The sequence below is a fragment of the Bacteroides sp. 4_1_36 genome, from assembly GCF_003466325.1.
Lineage (GTDB): Bacteria > Bacteroidota > Bacteroidia > Bacteroidales > Bacteroidaceae > Bacteroides > Bacteroides uniformis.
Genome location: NZ_QSOX01000005.1, coordinates 14897 through 32180, shown reverse-complemented (window position 1 = coordinate 32180; position 17284 = coordinate 14897). Strand labels below are relative to the sequence as shown.

Below are 17284 nucleotides of genomic sequence, written 5' to 3'. Positions count from 1 at the left end.
TTGTCGGGGTGAGATTATTCCCAGTTACCGGCGTTGTTGTTAGCTGTTTCCAAGCTACCAATCATCAGACCGCAGTACTTGCCAAGTTTGGTTTGTACGTCCTTGATGTTGGCAATTTCTTGTGCATCCAGACCGTTCAAATAAACTTCGTACGGAGTCTTCACTTCGAGCAGACAGAAAGGAGCACCGGATTTAGCTGTATCGTTCTTGATGGCCATTTCGAACTGTGCACCGTTTCCGAAGGGAACATATCTCATAGAATCGGGGTTGAAGCCTTTCGGGAAGATAGTATCCAATACGGCTACCCACATAGTGTCACGCTTGAAGTTTTCCAATCCCCATTTCTTGACGTCAGCATAGTTACCTGTCTTCTTTGCCTTATTGATGATGTTGATGGCTTTCTTTTCAGTCAGACCGTCTTCCAGCTGCTTATCGTTCAGTTCTCCTTGCTTGAAGATGAACGGAAGTTTCTGGTTTTTAACAAAGTCAATCAGAGAGTCGAAGCTTGCAGTATATTGCTGGTCATGTAAAGTACGATATTCCAATTGTGCTTTACGGATGTCAATCAGACGTGCAATGACGGCTGCGTCTCTGTGCTTCTTTGCTTTTTCAAAGTTGATAGGACCCATAATGCTGGTGTAACAAATATAAATTAGCACCAAAGCACATAAGCCTAAAATGACATTAAATACTGTTTTCATGATAAATATGTTTTTTAGTTGTTATATTCGCACCGCAAAAATAAAAGAAATTAATTTAAAAACGATAGTTCCCTTTACTTTTTTCTGTTACAAAAATGATAAATAACTATTTAGAAAGGCAAATTAAGGAAAATTTTCCTTACCAACCAACTCCTGAGCAAGAAATTGCTGTAAAATCTTTATCGGAGTTCCTTCTGTCACCCCGTAGCGAGGTGGTTTTTATGCTTCGTGGTTATGCGGGGACGGGTAAAACATCGTTGGTCGGTGCCTTGGTGCGGACGTTGGATAAGTTGCAACAAAAGTCGGTATTGCTGGCACCGACCGGACGGGCGGCAAAAGTTTTCTCGGCGTATGCGGGGCATCCGGCGTTTACAATTCATAAAAAAATTTATAGACAGCAATCTTTCTCCAATGAGCTGAGCAATTTTTCTGTGAACGATAATTTGACAACTCACACTTTATATATAGTGGATGAGGCCTCAATGATTTCCAATGAGGGACTGTCCGGTTCCATGTTCGGCACGGGCAGGTTGCTGGACGACCTGGTGCAGTTTGTCTATTCCGGCCAGGGATGCCGCCTGCTGCTGATGGGCGATACGGCACAGCTGCCGCCGGTGGGGGAGGAGCAGAGCCCTGCCCTCTTTGCCGATGCCTTGAAAGGCTACGGGCTGGAAGTGGTGGAGGTGGACTTGACGCAGGTGGTGCGTCAGGAGCAACAGTCGGGCATTTTGTGGAATGCCACCCGCCTGAGGCAGTTGATAGCGGAAGACGATTGCTACAGCCTGCCGAAGATAAAGGTTTCGGGGTTTGCCGACATTAAAGTTCTGCCCGGAAATGAGCTGATAGAAACGCTGAGCTCTTGCTACGACCATGATGGGCTGGATGAAACTATCGTGGTGTGCCGCTCCAACAAGAGGGCGAACATCTACAACAAAGGCATCCGTGCGCAGATTCTCTGGCGTGAGGATGAATTAAACACCGGTGATTTGTTGATGGTGGCGAAAAATAACTACTTTTGGACGGAAAAGGAGAAAGAGATGGATTTCATTGCCAACGGTGAGACTGCCGTGGTGCGCCGCGTGCGCCGTACGCGAGAGCTGTATGGCTTCCGCTTTGCAGACGTGACGCTGGTCTTTCCCGACTATAACGACTTTGAACTGGAAGTGAACATGCTGCTCGATACGCTGCATACCGACTCGCCTGCGCTGCCCAAGGCAGAAAACGACCGGCTTTTCTACTCCGTCCTCGAAGATTATGCCGACATCACCGTGAAGCGCGAGCGGATGAAGAAGATGAAGGCAGACCCGTACTACAACGCCTTGCAAGTGAAGTATGCCTATGCCGTGACTTGCCACAAGGCGCAGGGCGGGCAATGGAAGAATGTCTTTCTGGACCAGGGGTATATGACGGATGAATACCTGACACCCGATTATTTCCGTTGGCTCTACACCGCCTTTACCCGTGCCACGGGAACGCTCTACTTGGTGAACTATCCGGAAGAACAAATAGTTTGAAAAAGAGAGGGGCACCGATGCAGTATTCCGGCATTTTTTGTATTTTTGTAGATAGAACAACTATAACTGAACAAGTATGAAGAAGCTATACTCTCTCTTTGCCTTGATAGCACTGCTGTTTACCGCTTCCGGTTGCGAGGACGATTACCGAAGCATGGTACTTTTCGAAGGTGTGGAGCCTATCTACCAGATTGGGACATGTGACAATCTGGTGTCCAATCTTTCTTATTATCTTTCTGAAACAAACGAAGATACAGTGCTGGGCATTGACGGCGGCGACGGTTCCTATAATGTGATTAACGAGCACGAGTCGGTGGCTTCCGTGACTTTTACCGATGATGTCAACGGGTATCAGCGTATCAAGATTCATCCGCTGGCAGAGGGGGAGACGATTGTGAAGGTGATGGATGGTTCCGGTGAGGAAACACAACTGCGCATCACGGTGAAAGGTCGTAGGCAATATACGTTGACGAAAATGGGCTTCGAGTATGGTATCAGTAGTGGTGCACCGACGGAACTGCTGGGTGATGTTTCTAAGGCACTTGCCGAGCGTCCTTGGGTGAAGGATGGCGGGTATTATGTGCTGGTGCCCGAAGATTTCTCCAATAGTATGTGGAAAGGTGTATTGGAAATCTATCCGACGGGAAAAGAGGAGGAGCCGCTAATGGGGATATACGAGACAGTTCCAGTGGAAGATGAGAACGGAGATACATATGCATTGTGGCAGTTTACTTATAATGGAGAGAAGAGGCTCTTTACGCGGACGGTCTCGGGAAATGATAAATGTGTACTTGCGGAAAATGTAACTCCTTTCTGTCCTTCCGGTTTGCTGCCCGAAGGTGCACTGGTGGTTTATCGCGAAATGTTTATACTTCGGATGGAATAAGGTTTTAGTGGAAATCTTGTCAAGAGCAGATTTACGAAAGATTAACAGACGGGAGGCTTAGGCTTCCCGTTTTTGTTTCTGTTGCGCATCATCTGTCTGTTCTGTATGCATCATTCGTTTGCTTCGAATGCATTGTCTGTTTGTTCTGGACTAATCATCCGTTCCCTCCACTTCACTGTCCCAAACCTTAGGGTTTTTCACGGAAACCCCAGGGCTTTGGAGGGTAAATGCCAGCCATTTCACTTGCTAAGGTGTGGCATTTAGGATGGTAAGGTGTGGAGTTTGGGGAGCCGGCATGTGGCATTTCAAATGGAATACCGTGGAGGATAAAAAGAAAAGGAGAAGCAATGCTCCTCCTTTCCCGGTAGTTTAATTTTGAAATATCTAAAAAATGACATTACAAATATACAACATCACAGAGGCGATGTCAAGTGTTTCGCCAATTATTTTCAATTATAATCCTGCCAATTCCAAAACTTTGTCAATGGCAGCGTTCAGTCCGTCAGCATTCTTACCGCCGGCAGTTGCAAAGTGGGGCTGGCCACCGCCACCGCCTTGGATAAGTTTGGCAGCTTCTTTCACCAGGTTACCGGCTTTCAGTCCGCCTGCCACGAGGTTGTCGCTCAGCATGACGGTCAGCATCGGCTTGCCTTCGGCTTCTGTTCCCGCTACGAAGAACAGGTTTTCCGTAATCTGGCCACGCAACTGGAAGGCGATGTTCTTCACTGTTTCTGCCGACAGGGGAGCACAGAACTTGATGACTTTAACGCCATTGACTTCCTGCACGTTCTTCAGCAGTCTTTCTTTCAGCTGTGCTTCTTTCTCTTTCATGAAGTCCTCTACCTGCTTCTTCAGTCCGGCGTTTTCGTCAATATACTTACGGATGGTTCCGGCAAGGTCGGGTGCGTTGTTGAAGAGCGCCTTCAAGTCGTGCAGCGTGTCCTCGATGGTGTTCATCAGTTCCTCCACGCGTGCACCCGTGTAGGCTTCGATACGGCGCACACCGGCAGCCACGGAGCTTTCGGAGATAATCTTCACCATACCGATGTTTCCGGTTGCAGCCACGTGCGTACCACCACAGAATTCTACGGAAGAACCGAACTGGATAACGCGTACATGGTCGCCGTACTTCTCGCCGAACAGAGCGATGGCGCCCAGTTCTTTGGCTTCTTCGATAGGAATGTTGCGGTATTCCTTCAAAGGTATGTTGGCGCGAATCTTTGCATTAACGATGTGTTCCACCTTGCGGATTTCCTCGTCCGTCACCTTCTGGAAGTGTGAGAAGTCGAAACGCAGGGAGTCCGGTGTAACCAAAGAGCCCTTCTGCTCTACATGCTCGCCCAATACTTCGCGCAGCGCAGCATCCAGCAAGTGGGTGGCAGAGTGGTTGGCGGCACAAGCGGCACGCTTGTCGGTATCCACGCATGCCATCATCGGAGCTTCCATGTGTTCGGGCAGCTTCTTGGTGATGTGGATAGGCAGGTTGTTCTCCTTCTTGGTGTCTACCACTTCGATGGTTTCAAACTCGTTCACCAATACACCGGTGTCACCTACCTGACCGCCGCTTTCGGCATAGAACGGAGTCTTGTCCAGTACAATCTGATACAAGGTTTGGTTCTTCTGCTTCACTTGGCGGTAGCGCAGAATGGATGTTTCGTATTCCGTATAGTCATATCCTACGAATTCGGTAGTACCCTCCTTTAGCGTAATCCAGTCACCAGTCTCTATGGCGGCGGCATTGCGGGCACGCTGTTTCTGCTGCTGCATTTCGGCGTCAAACTCCTTGATGTCGGCAGTCATGCCGTTTTCGCGGAGAATCAGTTCCGTCAAGTCGAGCGGGAAACCGAAGGTATCATATAAGGTAAAGGCATCCTTTCCGCTGATTTCGTTCTTGCCGGCGGCTTTGGCGTCTGCCATGGTCTTTTCCAGCAGGCGGATACCCGTCTCCAGGGTGCGGAGGAAGGAATCTTCTTCTTCCTTGATAACTTTGGCAATCAGTTCCTTCTGTGCATCCAGTTCGGGATAAGCGGCGCCCATGTTCTCGATGAGTACGGGGAGGAGCTTGTACATGAATGCCTGCTTCTGTCCGAGGAACGTGTAACCGTAGCGCACGGCACGGCGGAGGATACGACGGATGACGTAACCTGCCTTGGCATTGCTCGGAAGCTGTCCGTCGGTGATGGAGAAGGCGATGGTGCGGATGTGGTCGGCAATTACACGCATGGCGATGTCCGACTTCTCATCTTCGCCATACTTCTTGCCTGCCATGTCTCCGATGGCTTTCAGTATCGGTTGGAATACGTCGGTGTCGTAGTTGGAGGTCTTTCCTTGCAGTGTGCGCACCAGTCGCTCGAAGCCCATGCCGGTGTCGATAACCTTGGCGGGAAGTCCTTCCAGGCTGCCGTCCGCCTTGCGGTTGAACTGCATGAACACGAGGTTCCAGATTTCAATCACCTGCGGGTGGTCTTTGTTCACCAGCTGGCTGCCGGGTACTTTGGCCTTCTCTTCTTCCGAACGGGAGTCCACATGGATTTCCGAACACGGACCGCACGGTCCCGTATCACCCATTTCCCAGAAGTTATCGTGTTTGTTGCCATTCAGAATGTGGTCTTTCGGCAAGAACTGCTCCCAGTAAGAAGCGGCTTCGTTGTCGCGTTCCAGTCCTTCTTCGGTGCTACCTTCGAATACGGTGGCGTAGAGGTCTTTGGGGTCGAGTTTCAATACATCCACCAGATACTCCCATGCCCAGGAGATGGCTTCCTTCTTGAAGTAGTCGCCAAACGACCAGTTGCCCAGCATCTCGAACATGGTGTGGTGGTAGGTATCGTGACCCACTTCCTCCAGGTCGTTGTGCTTTCCGCTTACGCGAAGGCATTTCTGCGAGTCAGCAACTCTTTTGTATTTCGCCGGGTGGTTGCCCAAAATGATATCTTTAAACTGGTTCATTCCCGCATTGGTGAACATCAACGTGGGGTCATCCTTAATCACCATCGGGGCCGAAGGCACTATCTGGTGGCCTTTACTTTCGAAGAAACTCTTGAAAGAGTCTCTGATTTCGTTTGCAGTCAACATACTCTCTATTGATTTATCTGATTCTAATTTGATTTACCTTCTCTTGTCGTTTTTTGCCCGTTTCTTACTACTAACTACTTGCTACTTAGTCTTAATATTCTTGAAAAAACTGTGCAAAGATAGCTTGTTTTTATTACTTTTGTCGCATTGACAAGCGAAATATTTCCTAAGATGCGCAAAGTTTACTACATTTATAATCCCCAGACGCAGACGTACGACCGTATTTATCCTACCGTGAGGCAGCGGGCGCTGAGCATTCTCCGCCGTTTGTTCATCGGTATGGGGCTGGGTGCGGGCAGTTTCATCGTATTGCTGCTTATCTTCGGCTCTCCGTCGGAGAAGGAGTTGCGAAAGGAGAACAGCAAACTGCAGGCGCAGTACAACGTCCTCTCCCGCCGGCTGGACGAGGCTATGGGAGTGCTGCAAGACATACAGCAGCGTGATGACAATCTGTACCGGGTGATTTTCATGGCCGACCCTATTCCTTCTGCCATCCGTCAGGCTGGATACGGCGGTACCAACCGCTATGAGCATCTGATGGATATGGCTAACTCCGACTTGGTTATCAATACCACGCAGAAAATGGATATGATTAGCAAGCAACTCTATATCCAGTCCCGCTCCTTTGACGATGTGGTGGAGATGTGCAAGAATCATGATGAAATGCTGCGCTGCATTCCTGCCATACAGCCGGTTTCCAATAAAGACCTCCGTAAGACCGCTTCGGGTTACGGTACGCGTATCGACCCCATTTATGGTACCAGCAAGTTCCATGAGGGTATGGACTTTTCGGCTCCCCAGGGCACGGATGTCTATGCCACGGGAGATGGCACCGTGGTGCAGATGGGCTGGCAATCGGGCTATGGCAACAGAATTGTGATAGACCACGGCTTCGGTTATCAGACGGTGTATGCACACTTGCGCGATTTCCGGACGAAGTTGGGCAAGAAAGTGGTACGTGGTGAGGTCATTGGCGGGGTAGGCAGTACGGGCAAGAGTACTGGTCCGCACTTGCACTACGAAGTACACGTCAAGGGAAAGGTTGTGAATCCCGTCAACTACTACTTCATGGATCTCAGTGCCGAGGATTATGACCGCATGATACAGATTGCGGCGAACCATGGTAAGGTGCTTGATTGACGGATGATTTATAGAGAAAGGATTACATCATGCTGAATACAGATAAGAATTTAAAGTTATATTACTCCATCAGCGAGGTGGCTGCCATGTTCGATGTCAACGAATCACTGCTCCGTTTCTGGGAAAAGGAGTTTCCGCAACTCAATCCGAAGAAGGGGGGGCGGGGAATACGCCAGTACCGTAAGGAGGACATTGAGACAGTGAAACTTATCTATCATCTGGTGAAGGAGCGCGGAATGACCTTGCCCGGCGCCCGCCAACGGATGAAAGACAATAAAGAAGCTACGATACGCAACTTTGAAATCGTAGATCGCCTGAGAGCTATCCGCGAAGAACTGGTAGGCATGAAACTGGCATTGGATGAGTTTACTTACGAGGATGTGGAGAGCTTGAAGGAAAATATTCAAGGACTGAAGTAGAATAAATACCACTCCGTTTATTCCTCTACTCTCGTCACTTGTTTTATATTCTGTATCTGCTTCAGGTTATTGCAGATAGTGCGCACGTCGTCCACATCGTGTACATAGAGTTGTATCTTTCCTTCGAAGATACCGTCGTTGGTTTCGATGGTCAGTTTACGGATATTCACGTTGAGCTGGCGGGAGATGACTTGAGTTACTTCGTTCAGCAATCCCATGCTGTCTATACCTTTTATATATATGGTGACGAGGAACGACAAATCCTTGTGAGTGTCCCACTCGGTGGCGATGATACGGTTTCCGTAGCTACTCTTAAGGCGGGTGGCAACGGGGCATTGGCGCTTGTGGATGACAACACGGTTTTGCTCGTCGATGTATCCCAGTACGTCGTCACCCGGAATGGGATGGCAACAGTCGGCCATAATATAGTTCTTTGAGATGGTCTCTTCCGTCAGCTTCAGAATCTGCTTAGTGTTGATTTTCTCTTGCGGTGTTTTCTCTTCCGGTTGTTCTTTGGCATCCTTGTTGTCCTTGTTACCGAAGGAGAAGGTCAGGAACTTCTTCCAGTTGCTGTTCTGCTTTTCCTTGAACACGTTCTTGTCGGCATCGCCCAGCACAACCCGTTTGTTGCCGATGGCAACGAGCAGCTCGTCGCGGGTGTGGAAGCCGTGCAGCCTGGTCAGCTTGTCCAGAGCAGCATCATCCATACGTATATCCTCGTTTTTGAAGAATTCGTTCAGTATGGTTTCACCTTCTTTCTGATAGGTTTTCGCCTCTTTGCGCAGGATGGCGGCAATCTTGGCGCGGGCGCGGGCGGTGGTGGCATACACTTCCCACTCCGGCTGCACGCGTTGCGATTTGGAGGTCAATATCTCTACCTGGTCACCGCTTTGCAGTTTGTGGCTTAGGGGAACCAGTTTGTGGTTTACCTTGGCGCCGATGCAGTGGCTGCCGATGTCGGTATGCAAGGAGAAGGCAAAGTCCAGTGCCGTAGAGTTCTGCGGCATGGTCTTGAGGTCGCCTTTCGGGGTGAAGACGAAAATTTCCGATGCAAACAAGTTCAGTTTGATGGTATCGAGAAAATCGATGGCGTCCGGTTGTGGGTCGTCCAGAATTTCCTTGATGGTACGCAACCATTTCTCCAGTTCGCCTTCATCTTCGCTGCCTCCGCCTTCTTTGTATTTCCAGTGGGCGGCAAAGCCTTGTTCGGCAACGTCATTCATGCGTTCACTGCGGATTTGTACTTCAATCCATTGCCCGTTGTTACCCATAAGGGTGACGTGCAGGGCTTGGTAGCCGTTGGCTTTGGGATGGCTCACCCAGTCGCGCAGGCGGTCGGGGTGGGGCTTGTATATCTTGGATATGGAGACGTAAATGTCGAAGCAGTCGTTTAGCTCTTCCTCTATATTGCGGGGCTCGAAGATGATGCGGACAGCAAGCAAATCATAGATTTCCTCGAAGGGGACATGCTTGGTCTGCATTTTGTTCCAGATGGAGTAGATGGACTTTACACGGGCAAGGATACGGTATTTCAGTCCCATTTTGTCCAGTTGCGCCCGTATCGGAGCGGTGAACTCATTGAATACCTTGTCGCGCTCCACGGCGGTGGCTTCCAGTTTCTCTTCTATCTCGTGGTACTCTTCCGGATGTTCGTACTTGAAGCTCAGGTTTTCCAGTTCTGTCTTGATTTTGTACAAGCCGAGGCGGTTGGCGAGCGGGGCATAAATATAGAGTGTTTCGCCTGCAATCTTGAACTGCTTGTTGGGCAGCATGGAGCCGAGTGTACGCATGTTATGCAGACGGTCGGCTATCTTGATGAGGATAACCCGGATATCGTCGGACATGGTGAGCAGCAGCTTCTTGAAGTTCTCTGCCTGCGCCGAGGCACGGTCGCCGAAGATACCGCCGGAAATCTTTGTCAGCCCGTCTACAATCTGGGCGATTTTGGGACCGAAGATGTTTTCAATATCCTCTACGGTGTAGTCGGTGTCCTCCACCACATCATGCAGCAATGCCGAGCATATGGAAGTAGACCCCAGTCCTATCTCATTACAGACAATCTTTGCCACAGCAATGGGGTGCATGATGTAGGGCTCGCCGGAACGACGCTTGATGCCCTTATGCGCCTGGTTGGCAAAGTTGAATGCTTTGGTTATTATTTCGACGCGCTTGCGGTGCTTGGTGGCCAAATAGTCGTTCAACAGTTCTTGGAATGCCTGTTCGATCATTTCCTCTTCGGCTTTTTCCTTTTCCTTCTGACTTATATTTTCTTCCATATACTGCTTTCTCCTTTCTTCACTTCACTTTTTGCAAAAATAAGCAATTTTCAACACCGGGCAAGCGTTTATGTCTTTATTTATAAATCTTCAAGCGCTTTCCTGCGGAGATTCTGGTACTGCGCAATCCATTCCAACTTTTTAACTGATTGACAGTGACGCCGTATTTCCGTGCAATGCTGCCGAGATTCTCGCCACTGCGTATCTTGTGGTAGGTGACATTCCCCGTAGCGGTACTGCCTTTGCTGCTACGTGCCGTCGAGCGTGTATTGGAAACGGCCACGACTCTGCGGTTCTTGAACAGCTCGTTACTGCGGTGGGCATAGATGGTGTCTTGCTTGTCAATGAAGGCACTGATGTAGTTGATGGGGAGGCGTAGCGTCTGCGGCTTGCTCTCTCCGGGGATGATGCTTTTCTTGAATTGGGGATTCAGGCTCTTTATCTGGTCCAGGCTGATGCCGCATAGGTCGGAAATCTGCTCGAAATGAAGGTTACGGCTTACTTGCACCGTATCGGTTGCTTCCGGAATGTCGGTTTCCATGGGGCAGATGTTGTGCTTGCAGTAGTAGGTCATTACGTAGTTGGCGGCAATGAAGGCGGGCACGTAGCCGCGTGTCTCTTTGGGCAGATAGTTGTAGATTTCCCAATAATCGGTTTTCCCTCCCGAGCGGCGGATGGCTTTGTTGATGGTGCCCGGACCGCAGTTGTAGGCGGCAATCACCAGGTTCCAGTCTTTGTAAATGTCATACATGTCCTTCAGGTAGCGTGCTGCCGCCCAGGTCGCCTTTATCGGGTCACGGCGTTCGTCTACGAGGCTGTTGCTTTCCAGTCCGTATATCTTTCCGGTGGCGAGCATAAACTGCCATAGTCCGCAGGCTCCCGCGCGGGATACGGCAGAAGGGTTGAGAGCAGATTCTATGATGGGCAGGTATTTCAGCTCGAGCGGCAGGCCGTAGGCATCCAGCGCTTCTTCGAAGATGGGCATATAGAAGTTGCAGGCGCTCAGCATGAAGGCAACCTGGTTGCGCAGACGTCCGGCATACATGTCGATGAACTTGCGCACAATCTCGTTGTATGGCATTTCCATGACGGTCGGCATGCGCGACAACCGGTCTATGTATACAGAGTCACTGAACATCGGGTTTACGGTAGAGGTGCTGCAGTCTTTTCCCAAGTCTATGTAATTCTTGGCTTTCCAGTCATTGAGCAGGCTGTCCAGCGGATAGGTCATGCTTTTGGGCAGCTCGATGGATTCCTGGCGTTCCGTGCCGTTTTCGCGGATAAGCACTTCCACGCTTTCTTGCGCATGCATGGCCGGAGCGGTGAAGAGGGCGCAAAACAGAAGCGAGGAACCGAGAATAATTCTTTTCATATATATGGCCTTGTGTGTCATTAGGTAATAATTTATGCTTTAATTTTCGTTTTTAGAATCGGAAACTGCATTGCACGCCGACGTTCTTATTAGAGGAACCAGTCATCTGGCTGTTGATTATGGCAGGTTCCACTTTCATGCTGAGGTCGGGGGTGATGTCAAAGTTGGACAGCTCTGCGTCTACGTATGCGTCGACAACAGACAGCAGGTATACACCGATAAAGGCGAAGATGCTCAAGTCGCGGTATCGTCGGAAGGTATCCTTACGCTTCCGTAGTGTCTCCGTCAGCTGGCTTTCGGTATAGTTATAGTTGGGAGGCAGCAGGTCGGTAATGGTACTGGAGTTGAAATTACCATTTACGGCATCCTTGTAGGCGGCCGAATAGTCCTTATACATCTTGCTGTTCCACGTAAGGGCATAGGCACAACCGGCAAATCCTCCATAGAAGATGGGCAGTTTCCAATACTTGCGGTTGTAAATTTGTCCACCGCCGGGAATGACGAGGGCAAGCCAGGTGGCTTTTGTGGGATTAGGTACCCACCTTTTGGGGTCGATGGCCTTTTGCAGACTGTCTGTAGGCACGGGCTGTTCCTTCAGGTCGGGGCTGGCAGTCATTTCCAGCATCTTCCGCTTGTTTTCGGCTGCAAGACTGTCGGCAACAGTGAGGCTGTCCCGGTTCACCACGGTGTTGAGTGTATCGGTCTGATGCCGCTGCGCACGCTTGGAAGCGGCACGTGGACGGTCCTGACCATACATAGCAATCCCTGCCATCTGTAAAAAACAGAGCAGCAGGGCAATGGCTAACTGATATATTCTTCCTTTTTTCCTCATTTATTTCTTCAGCGTATCAAGAATGCCGATGATACGTTCCAATTCTTCTTCGTTATTGAACGGGATACTGATTTTACCTTTTCCTTTCTCCGAGCAGGTTAGCTGCACCTTGGTACTGAAAAAGCCCGAGAGCTGTTGTTTCAGCATATTGAATTCTTCGGGCAGTTTGGCGCGCTTGGGGGCAATCTTACGACCACCGCTCTTCACGCTTTCGCCTTCACTCAGTGACTTTACGATTTCTTCCACTTTGCGTACGGAATACCCGTGCTCCAGGATTTCTTCGAAAATCTTCACTTGCAGTTTGGGATCGCCAAGCGTTACCAAAGCGCGGGCATGTCCCATGTCTATCTGCTTGTTCTGCAGTCCCATCTGGACGGGGGCGGGCAGTTTGAGCAGGCGCAGGTAGTTGGCAATGGTGGTACGCTTCTTACCAACGCGTTCGCTGAGGCGTTCCTGCGTCAGTCCGTATTGTTCCAACAGATGCTGGTAAGCGAGGGCTATTTCTACGGAGTTCAAGTCTTCGCGCTGTATGTTTTCGATGAGCGCCATTTCCATGACGTTCTCGTCATCTGCAGTGCGGATATAGGCAGGGATGCTTGTCAGTCCGGCAAGCTGCGAAGCACGGAAACGACGCTCGCCGGCGATAATCTGGTATTCGTCGTCGCTAAGCTTGCGCAGGGTGATGGGCTGTATGATGCCGATTTCGGAGATGGAATCGGCTAACTCCTGCAACGCAACCGGGTCGAATTCATGACGGGGCTGGTTGGGATTGACCGTAATCTTCGACAGCTCTATCTCATTGATAGAGGAGGAGCCTTCGGTCTTTACTTCATCCATGGAGAAGAGGGCGTCTAGCCCGCGTCCTAATGCATTTCTTTGTGCCATCTGTTTATTTACTATTTGACGATTTACAATTTAACCATACGGGATGATTTGTTTGTGCATTGTAAATATGGTATTTATCACTAATCATTAATCACTAACCACTATAATCACTTCTTTTCGTTTCTGCTTATCAATTCCTTGGCAAGTGCCATGTGGTTTTTGGCTCCGGTTGAGTCTGCGTCATAGAGAATGGTGGGCAGGCCGTAGCTGGGAGCTTCGCTCAGTTTCACATTGCGCTGGATGACGGTGTTGAATACCAATTCCTGGAAGTGGCGTTTCACTTCATCGTAAATCTGGTTGGCCTGGCGCAGGCGCGAGTCGTACATCGTCAGCAGGAAGCCTTCGATTTCGAGGGCAGGGTTCAGCTTGGACTTGATGATTTTAATGGTATTCAGCAATTTGCTGATGCCTTCCAGTGCAAAATATTCCGCTTGTACGGGGATGATTACCGAATCGGCGGCAGTCAGTGCGTTGACCGTAATCAGACCCAAAGACGGGGAACAGTCTATCAAGATATAATCAAACTCATTCTTCAGCGGAGCGAGTACTTCTTTCAGTATCTTTTCGCGGTTTTTCAGATTGAGCATCTCTATTTCGGCACCTACCAGATTGATGTGGGAGGAGATTACCTTCAGTGTGTCTATCTCCGTGTCATGAAGGGCCTCGCGTACGTCTGCACGGTCAATAATGCACTCGTAGATAGTACATTCCGACTGCTTGATGTCCACACCCAATCCTGAGGAGGCATTGGCCTGCGGGTCGGCATCTACAACGAGCACTTTCTTTTCAAGCGTGGCGAGTGAGGCTGCGAGGTTGATTGTCGTCGTAGTCTTGCCTACACCACCCTTTTGGTTAGCCATAGCAATTATTTTTCCCATAATCTCAATATTTATTGGCAGCGAAATAAGTGATAATTCCGGATAGCGCCTACAAATTTGGAGAAAGATTGCAAAAACGGTTGATAAGTCGGCTGTTTTGTTAATAACTCACAGACGTTTACCGCTGTTTTTCTTCTTGTAAATTGCGCGTAAAGCGTTCTTTCTCTGTTTAGTGGGCAAATATACGTATTTATCTTGAAATGAAGCTGATTTTTTGTCTCGCTTGCAGAAGATTAAGATTTGTAAACCAATGGAAGACATTGGCTTGGACTATTCTCTCTACTTGCATGAGATGTACATCTCGTGTTGTTTGAAACGTGCATCTCATGTTGCTCGAGATGTACATCTCATGCAGATGGACTACCGTGTGGAAGATGGTCGGGGGATAAGTTGTTCCCGGGCAGAAGGAGAGGAGCTGGTGTCAGACCAAGGCTTTGACGAACTCCCAGCAGAAGTACGCACTCATCACACATTTCACTACTGTGCCCAGCAAGAATCCAAGCAGCGAGCCCAGCCCCGATTTCAAGGCCTGGTCTGTCTTGCTGCCTCCCATCAGTTCGCCGGCAAAGGCTCCGAGAAAGGGGCCGAGGATGATGCCCCAAGGCATGAAGAACAACCCTACGATGGTGCCTATGAGGCAGCCGCGCGTTCCCCACCGACTGCCTCCGCTGTATTTGCTGCCCAGCATCGGGACGAAATAATCCAGTATCTGTACAAGGACGACTGCTGCCAGCCATAAAAGTAACTGCGTGGTGGAAAACTGCGCCTTGTCCGTGAAATGTAGAAGCAACAAGCCTGCATAGGCTACGGGCGGTCCCGGAATCATAGGCAGGATGCAGCCTGCCAATCCGACAATCAGGCAGAGGATGCCCAAGATGATGAGAAGAATGTCCATAGGTGTATCGTTTCTGTTGGTGAAGATGGCAGCGGTTGTTCCCTGCTACTCGAATCGGTTGTATATGACAATGGGGCGGGAGCGGCGTGTGCTCATCGACGGGAACCATATATCGTCGGCTGTGAGGCCACATTGCTTGATGGCTTCGGCGCAGTATTCCAGTCGTCCGAAGTCGGCATCGACATTGTTTGTACCGAATGTGAATTTGATTCCACGTGCTTTGGCGCGACGGATAATCTCGAAACTGGGAATCCGGTAGCGTGCATTGATTTCCAGAGCGATTCCATGTTGTTGCAATACATTCAATACGCGTTCAATGCGTCCGTCCGTCCAGTACTTGTCGTAATCATGCGCCATAGTATCGGGCAAGAAGGTAGGGTTGGCATAAATGTCGGCTGGCTCGTTGGTCAGAATCAGGACTGTTTGGTCGACAAGGTGGTCCATATACTGTTCAAGCGTAATGTCATCAAAGAGTGCTTCTTCGGCCCGGTAGATGCGCGAATTACGTCCCTTGTGGTCTATGATGGTCATGGCGTCGGTAAACAGGTAATCGAAAATCCCCAAAGCTTCCTGCGAGAAAGTTGCCGTCCATTTGCGTCCCTCACCTTGTACACCGCACAGGAATGGCATCCCTTTTACTTCATTAAAATAGTCGTACACTTCTTTGTCATCGGCCAGCATACGTCCTACGCCTCCTTCTCCGGCATTGGGGGCGACACCATAGTTGATACCGTAATTCATGGACATGGCGTGTGCCATTTCCTTCGTCAGCCCTCCTTTCAAGTGAACGTGATAGTCTATAACTGGGAAATCGTGCTGCTGTAGCCTGATTATCTCATCCGTGCGCTCGTCTACCGGAGCAAGCGTGTCGGCTTCGTTGCGTGCCTCCTTGGCAAGCCGTTCGATGGCGAGATTCCGGAATGACACTTCGCCGTGTATGCCTTGCAGGGCAATGGAACCTTGACTCAGCAGTTGCCGGGCGTGCTCCTCTGTGCGATATGGGTGTCCGGGTTCGGTATAACAAACAACTTCGGTTCCGTTAATGCAGACAATGATGTTTTGTCCGCGTACGGTTATCTCGAAGTCAAACCATTCTCCATCTTTTGCGAGTGAGCGATAGAGGTTGCGCACCGAGGCGAGTGAGCCGCTCTTGCGTGTGCCGTCGATGTCTCCGTTACGGAATATCACTTCATAACCGGACTCGCCGTCCGTATGAAAGAGGAGGCCTGCTTCGGAGCCGGGTTGTGTGAGGGCTTCTCCGGTGAGTCGGAAATTTTGGTATTCTTTGTCGTTGAAGAGCTTCCGGCCTTCTGCAATGACCGGGTCTGCCGTGTGAAGCGTAGATGTCCCGTCATTCCATTGGTCAAGTGGCTCGGGAGAACTGCTCCTGCCACAGCTTGTCAGGGTTGTTAGAAACAGAATAATTGCGGCAGCTGCCGTCTCGATGCGTGCAGCAATGGTAGAATGGCAAGAAGTGTTCATTATAGCATGGATTTTATGAATGATTATATTCCAATTATTGTCGGTACAAAGTTAGCCTTTTCTGAAAATATCTTTGAATACAAAAGAATTATTATCTTTGTAGTATTCTGTTTAAAGCCTTTTTAGCTACTTTTGCACGATAATAAAAAAGAAAGTTATGGAAAATCAGAGACCTTTGATATTGATTTCCAATGATGACGGCATCATTGCGAAAGGTATTAGCGAGTTAATCAAATTCCTCCGTCCGCTGGGCGAGATTGTGGTAATGGCGCCGGATGCACCTCGCTCTGGAAGTGCGTGTGCGCTGACTGTAACGGAACCTATCCACTACCAGTTGGTCCGTAAGGATGTTGGGCTGACGGTATACAAGTGTTCCGGTACGCCGACCGATTGTGTGAAGCTGGCTTTTCATACGGTGCTCGACCGCAAGCCCGACTTGGTGGTAGGCGGCATCAACCACGGCGACAATTCTTCTGTAAACCTGCATTATTCCGGTACGATGGGCGTTGTGATAGAGGGATGCCTGAAAGGAGTGCCTTCCATCGGATTCTCCCTTTGCAACCATGAGCCGAACGCTGATTTTGAACCTGCAGGTCCTTACATCCGCGAGATAGCCCGGCTGGTATTGGAGAAAGGACTCCCTCCGTTGACATGCCTCAATGTCAACTTCCCCGATACCAAAGAATTGAAGGGTGTGAAGATTTGCGAACAAACCAAGGGGCAATGGACCAATGAATGGGAAAACTTTGCCCATAGAGGAGATGCCCATTACTACTGGCTGACCGGCGAGTTTGAGAACAACGATGCCGAAAATGAGAAGAATGACCATTGGGCGCTTGATAACGGTTATGTGGCAATCACCCCGACCACGGTGGATGCAACGGCATACGGCTTGATTGATGAACTGAAAGCATGGTTCTGAATTAATTGAC

Annotated in this window: 14 protein-coding genes; 5 read left to right on the top strand and 9 right to left on the bottom strand. The window is 49.7% G+C overall.

Going from position 1 to position 17284, the window contains the following annotated elements; all coding sequences use genetic code 11:
- Nucleotides 1-14 precede the first annotated feature (14 nt).
- A complete protein-coding gene (locus DXD65_RS06965; RefSeq protein WP_005824067.1) occupies nt 15-701 on the bottom strand; it encodes a hypothetical protein in 687 nt (228 codons plus the stop codon).
- 95 nt (nt 702-796) lie between these two features.
- Here DXD65_RS06965 and DXD65_RS06960 point away from each other — a divergent pair, with 95 nt between their 5' ends.
- Nucleotides 797-2215 carry an ATP-dependent RecD-like DNA helicase gene (locus DXD65_RS06960; protein WP_035450200.1) on the top strand — a complete coding sequence of 473 codons (1419 nt, stop codon included), beginning with the start codon at nt 797-799 and terminating at the stop codon, nt 2213-2215.
- 76 nt (nt 2216-2291) lie between these two features.
- A complete protein-coding gene (locus DXD65_RS06955) occupies nt 2292-3101 on the top strand; it encodes a hypothetical protein (protein WP_117680641.1) in 810 nt (269 codons plus the stop codon).
- Between the two features lie 453 nt (nt 3102-3554).
- Here DXD65_RS06955 and alaS read toward each other — a convergent pair whose 3' ends face one another.
- Nucleotides 3555-6173, bottom strand: coding sequence for an alanine--tRNA ligase (gene alaS / locus DXD65_RS06950; RefSeq protein WP_117887475.1), 2619 nt, complete (start codon nt 6171-6173; stop codon nt 3555-3557).
- 171 nt (nt 6174-6344) lie between these two features.
- On the opposite strand from alaS, the gene DXD65_RS06945 reads away from it, so the two are divergent.
- The gene (locus DXD65_RS06945) at nt 6345-7313 is read left to right on the top strand and encodes a M23 family metallopeptidase (protein ID WP_005824061.1); all 969 of its coding nucleotides are present in this window, start codon (nt 6345-6347) and stop codon (nt 7311-7313) included.
- A 29-nt stretch (nt 7314-7342) separates the two neighbouring features.
- Entirely contained in the window at nt 7343-7732 is a 390-nt protein-coding gene (locus DXD65_RS06940; RefSeq protein ID WP_005824060.1) for a MerR family transcriptional regulator, read from the top strand.
- 17 nt (nt 7733-7749) lie between these two features.
- Here the strand turns inward: DXD65_RS06940 and DXD65_RS06935 are convergent, their stop codons facing one another.
- The 7 genes from DXD65_RS06935 to DXD65_RS06905 form a co-directional block, all read right to left on the bottom strand.
- On the bottom strand, nt 7750-10008 hold the full coding sequence (locus DXD65_RS06935) for a RelA/SpoT family protein (RefSeq protein ID WP_022402310.1): 2259 nt from the start codon (nt 10006-10008) through the stop codon (nt 7750-7752).
- Nucleotides 10009-10084: 76 nt separating this feature from the next.
- Nucleotides 10085-11380 (bottom strand): lytic transglycosylase domain-containing protein, encoded by a 1296-nt coding sequence (locus tag DXD65_RS06930; protein WP_200998832.1) that lies wholly within the window; start codon nt 11378-11380, stop codon nt 10085-10087.
- A 52-nt stretch (nt 11381-11432) separates the two neighbouring features.
- Nucleotides 11433-12212 carry a DUF5683 domain-containing protein gene (locus DXD65_RS06925; protein ID WP_005824056.1) on the bottom strand — a complete coding sequence of 260 codons (780 nt, stop codon included), beginning with the start codon at nt 12210-12212 and terminating at the stop codon, nt 11433-11435.
- The gene (locus DXD65_RS06920; protein ID WP_005824054.1) at nt 12213-13097 is read right to left on the bottom strand and encodes a ParB/RepB/Spo0J family partition protein; all 885 of its coding nucleotides are present in this window, start codon (nt 13095-13097) and stop codon (nt 12213-12215) included. It abuts the gene before it with no gap.
- Nucleotides 13098-13204: 107 nt separating this feature from the next.
- Nucleotides 13205-13975, bottom strand: a complete 771-nt coding sequence (locus DXD65_RS06915) for a ParA family protein (RefSeq protein WP_008665665.1) — start codon at nt 13973-13975, stop codon at nt 13205-13207.
- A 421-nt stretch (nt 13976-14396) separates the two neighbouring features.
- Nucleotides 14397-14870 (bottom strand): DUF456 domain-containing protein, encoded by a 474-nt coding sequence (locus DXD65_RS06910; RefSeq protein WP_035450190.1) that lies wholly within the window; start codon nt 14868-14870, stop codon nt 14397-14399.
- Between the two features lie 45 nt (nt 14871-14915).
- Nucleotides 14916-16352 carry a DUF1080 domain-containing protein gene (locus tag DXD65_RS06905; RefSeq protein WP_057256532.1) on the bottom strand — a complete coding sequence of 479 codons (1437 nt, stop codon included), beginning with the start codon at nt 16350-16352 and terminating at the stop codon, nt 14916-14918.
- A gap of 157 nt (nt 16353-16509) precedes the next feature.
- Here DXD65_RS06905 and surE point away from each other — a divergent pair, with 157 nt between their 5' ends.
- The gene (surE, locus tag DXD65_RS06900) at nt 16510-17274 is read left to right on the top strand and encodes a 5'/3'-nucleotidase SurE (protein ID WP_005824046.1); all 765 of its coding nucleotides are present in this window, start codon (nt 16510-16512) and stop codon (nt 17272-17274) included.
- Nucleotides 17275-17284: the final 10 nt, after the last annotated feature.

Bases quoted from the DNA above. Each gene is read 5' to 3' on its own strand.
- DXD65_RS06960 (WP_035450200.1), top strand. From the start codon at position 797: ATGATAAATAACTATTTAGAAAGGCAAATTAAGGAAAATTTTCCTTAC.
- DXD65_RS06905 (WP_057256532.1), bottom strand. From the start codon at position 16,352: ATGAACACTTCTTGCCATTCTACCATTGCTGCACGCATCGAGACGGCA.
- DXD65_RS06955 (WP_117680641.1), top strand. From the start codon at position 2,292: ATGAAGAAGCTATACTCTCTCTTTGCCTTGATAGCACTGCTGTTTACC.
- DXD65_RS06945 (WP_005824061.1), top strand. From the start codon at position 6,345: ATGCGCAAAGTTTACTACATTTATAATCCCCAGACGCAGACGTACGAC.
- alaS (WP_117887475.1), bottom strand. From the start codon at position 6,173: ATGTTGACTGCAAACGAAATCAGAGACTCTTTCAAGAGTTTCTTCGAA.
- DXD65_RS06915 (WP_008665665.1), bottom strand. From the start codon at position 13,975: ATGGGAAAAATAATTGCTATGGCTAACCAAAAGGGTGGTGTAGGCAAG.
- DXD65_RS06930 (WP_200998832.1), bottom strand. From the start codon at position 11,380: ATGAAAAGAATTATTCTCGGTTCCTCGCTTCTGTTTTGCGCCCTCTTC.
- DXD65_RS06925 (WP_005824056.1), bottom strand. From the start codon at position 12,212: ATGAGGAAAAAAGGAAGAATATATCAGTTAGCCATTGCCCTGCTGCTC.
- DXD65_RS06935 (WP_022402310.1), bottom strand. From the start codon at position 10,008: ATGGAAGAAAATATAAGTCAGAAGGAAAAGGAAAAAGCCGAAGAGGAA.
- DXD65_RS06920 (WP_005824054.1), bottom strand. From the start codon at position 13,097: ATGGCACAAAGAAATGCATTAGGACGCGGGCTAGACGCCCTCTTCTCC.
- surE (WP_005824046.1), top strand. From the start codon at position 16,510: ATGGAAAATCAGAGACCTTTGATATTGATTTCCAATGATGACGGCATC.
- DXD65_RS06965 (WP_005824067.1), bottom strand. From the start codon at position 701: ATGAAAACAGTATTTAATGTCATTTTAGGCTTATGTGCTTTGGTGCTA.
- DXD65_RS06910 (WP_035450190.1), bottom strand. From the start codon at position 14,870: ATGGACATTCTTCTCATCATCTTGGGCATCCTCTGCCTGATTGTCGGA.
- DXD65_RS06940 (WP_005824060.1), top strand. From the start codon at position 7,343: ATGCTGAATACAGATAAGAATTTAAAGTTATATTACTCCATCAGCGAG.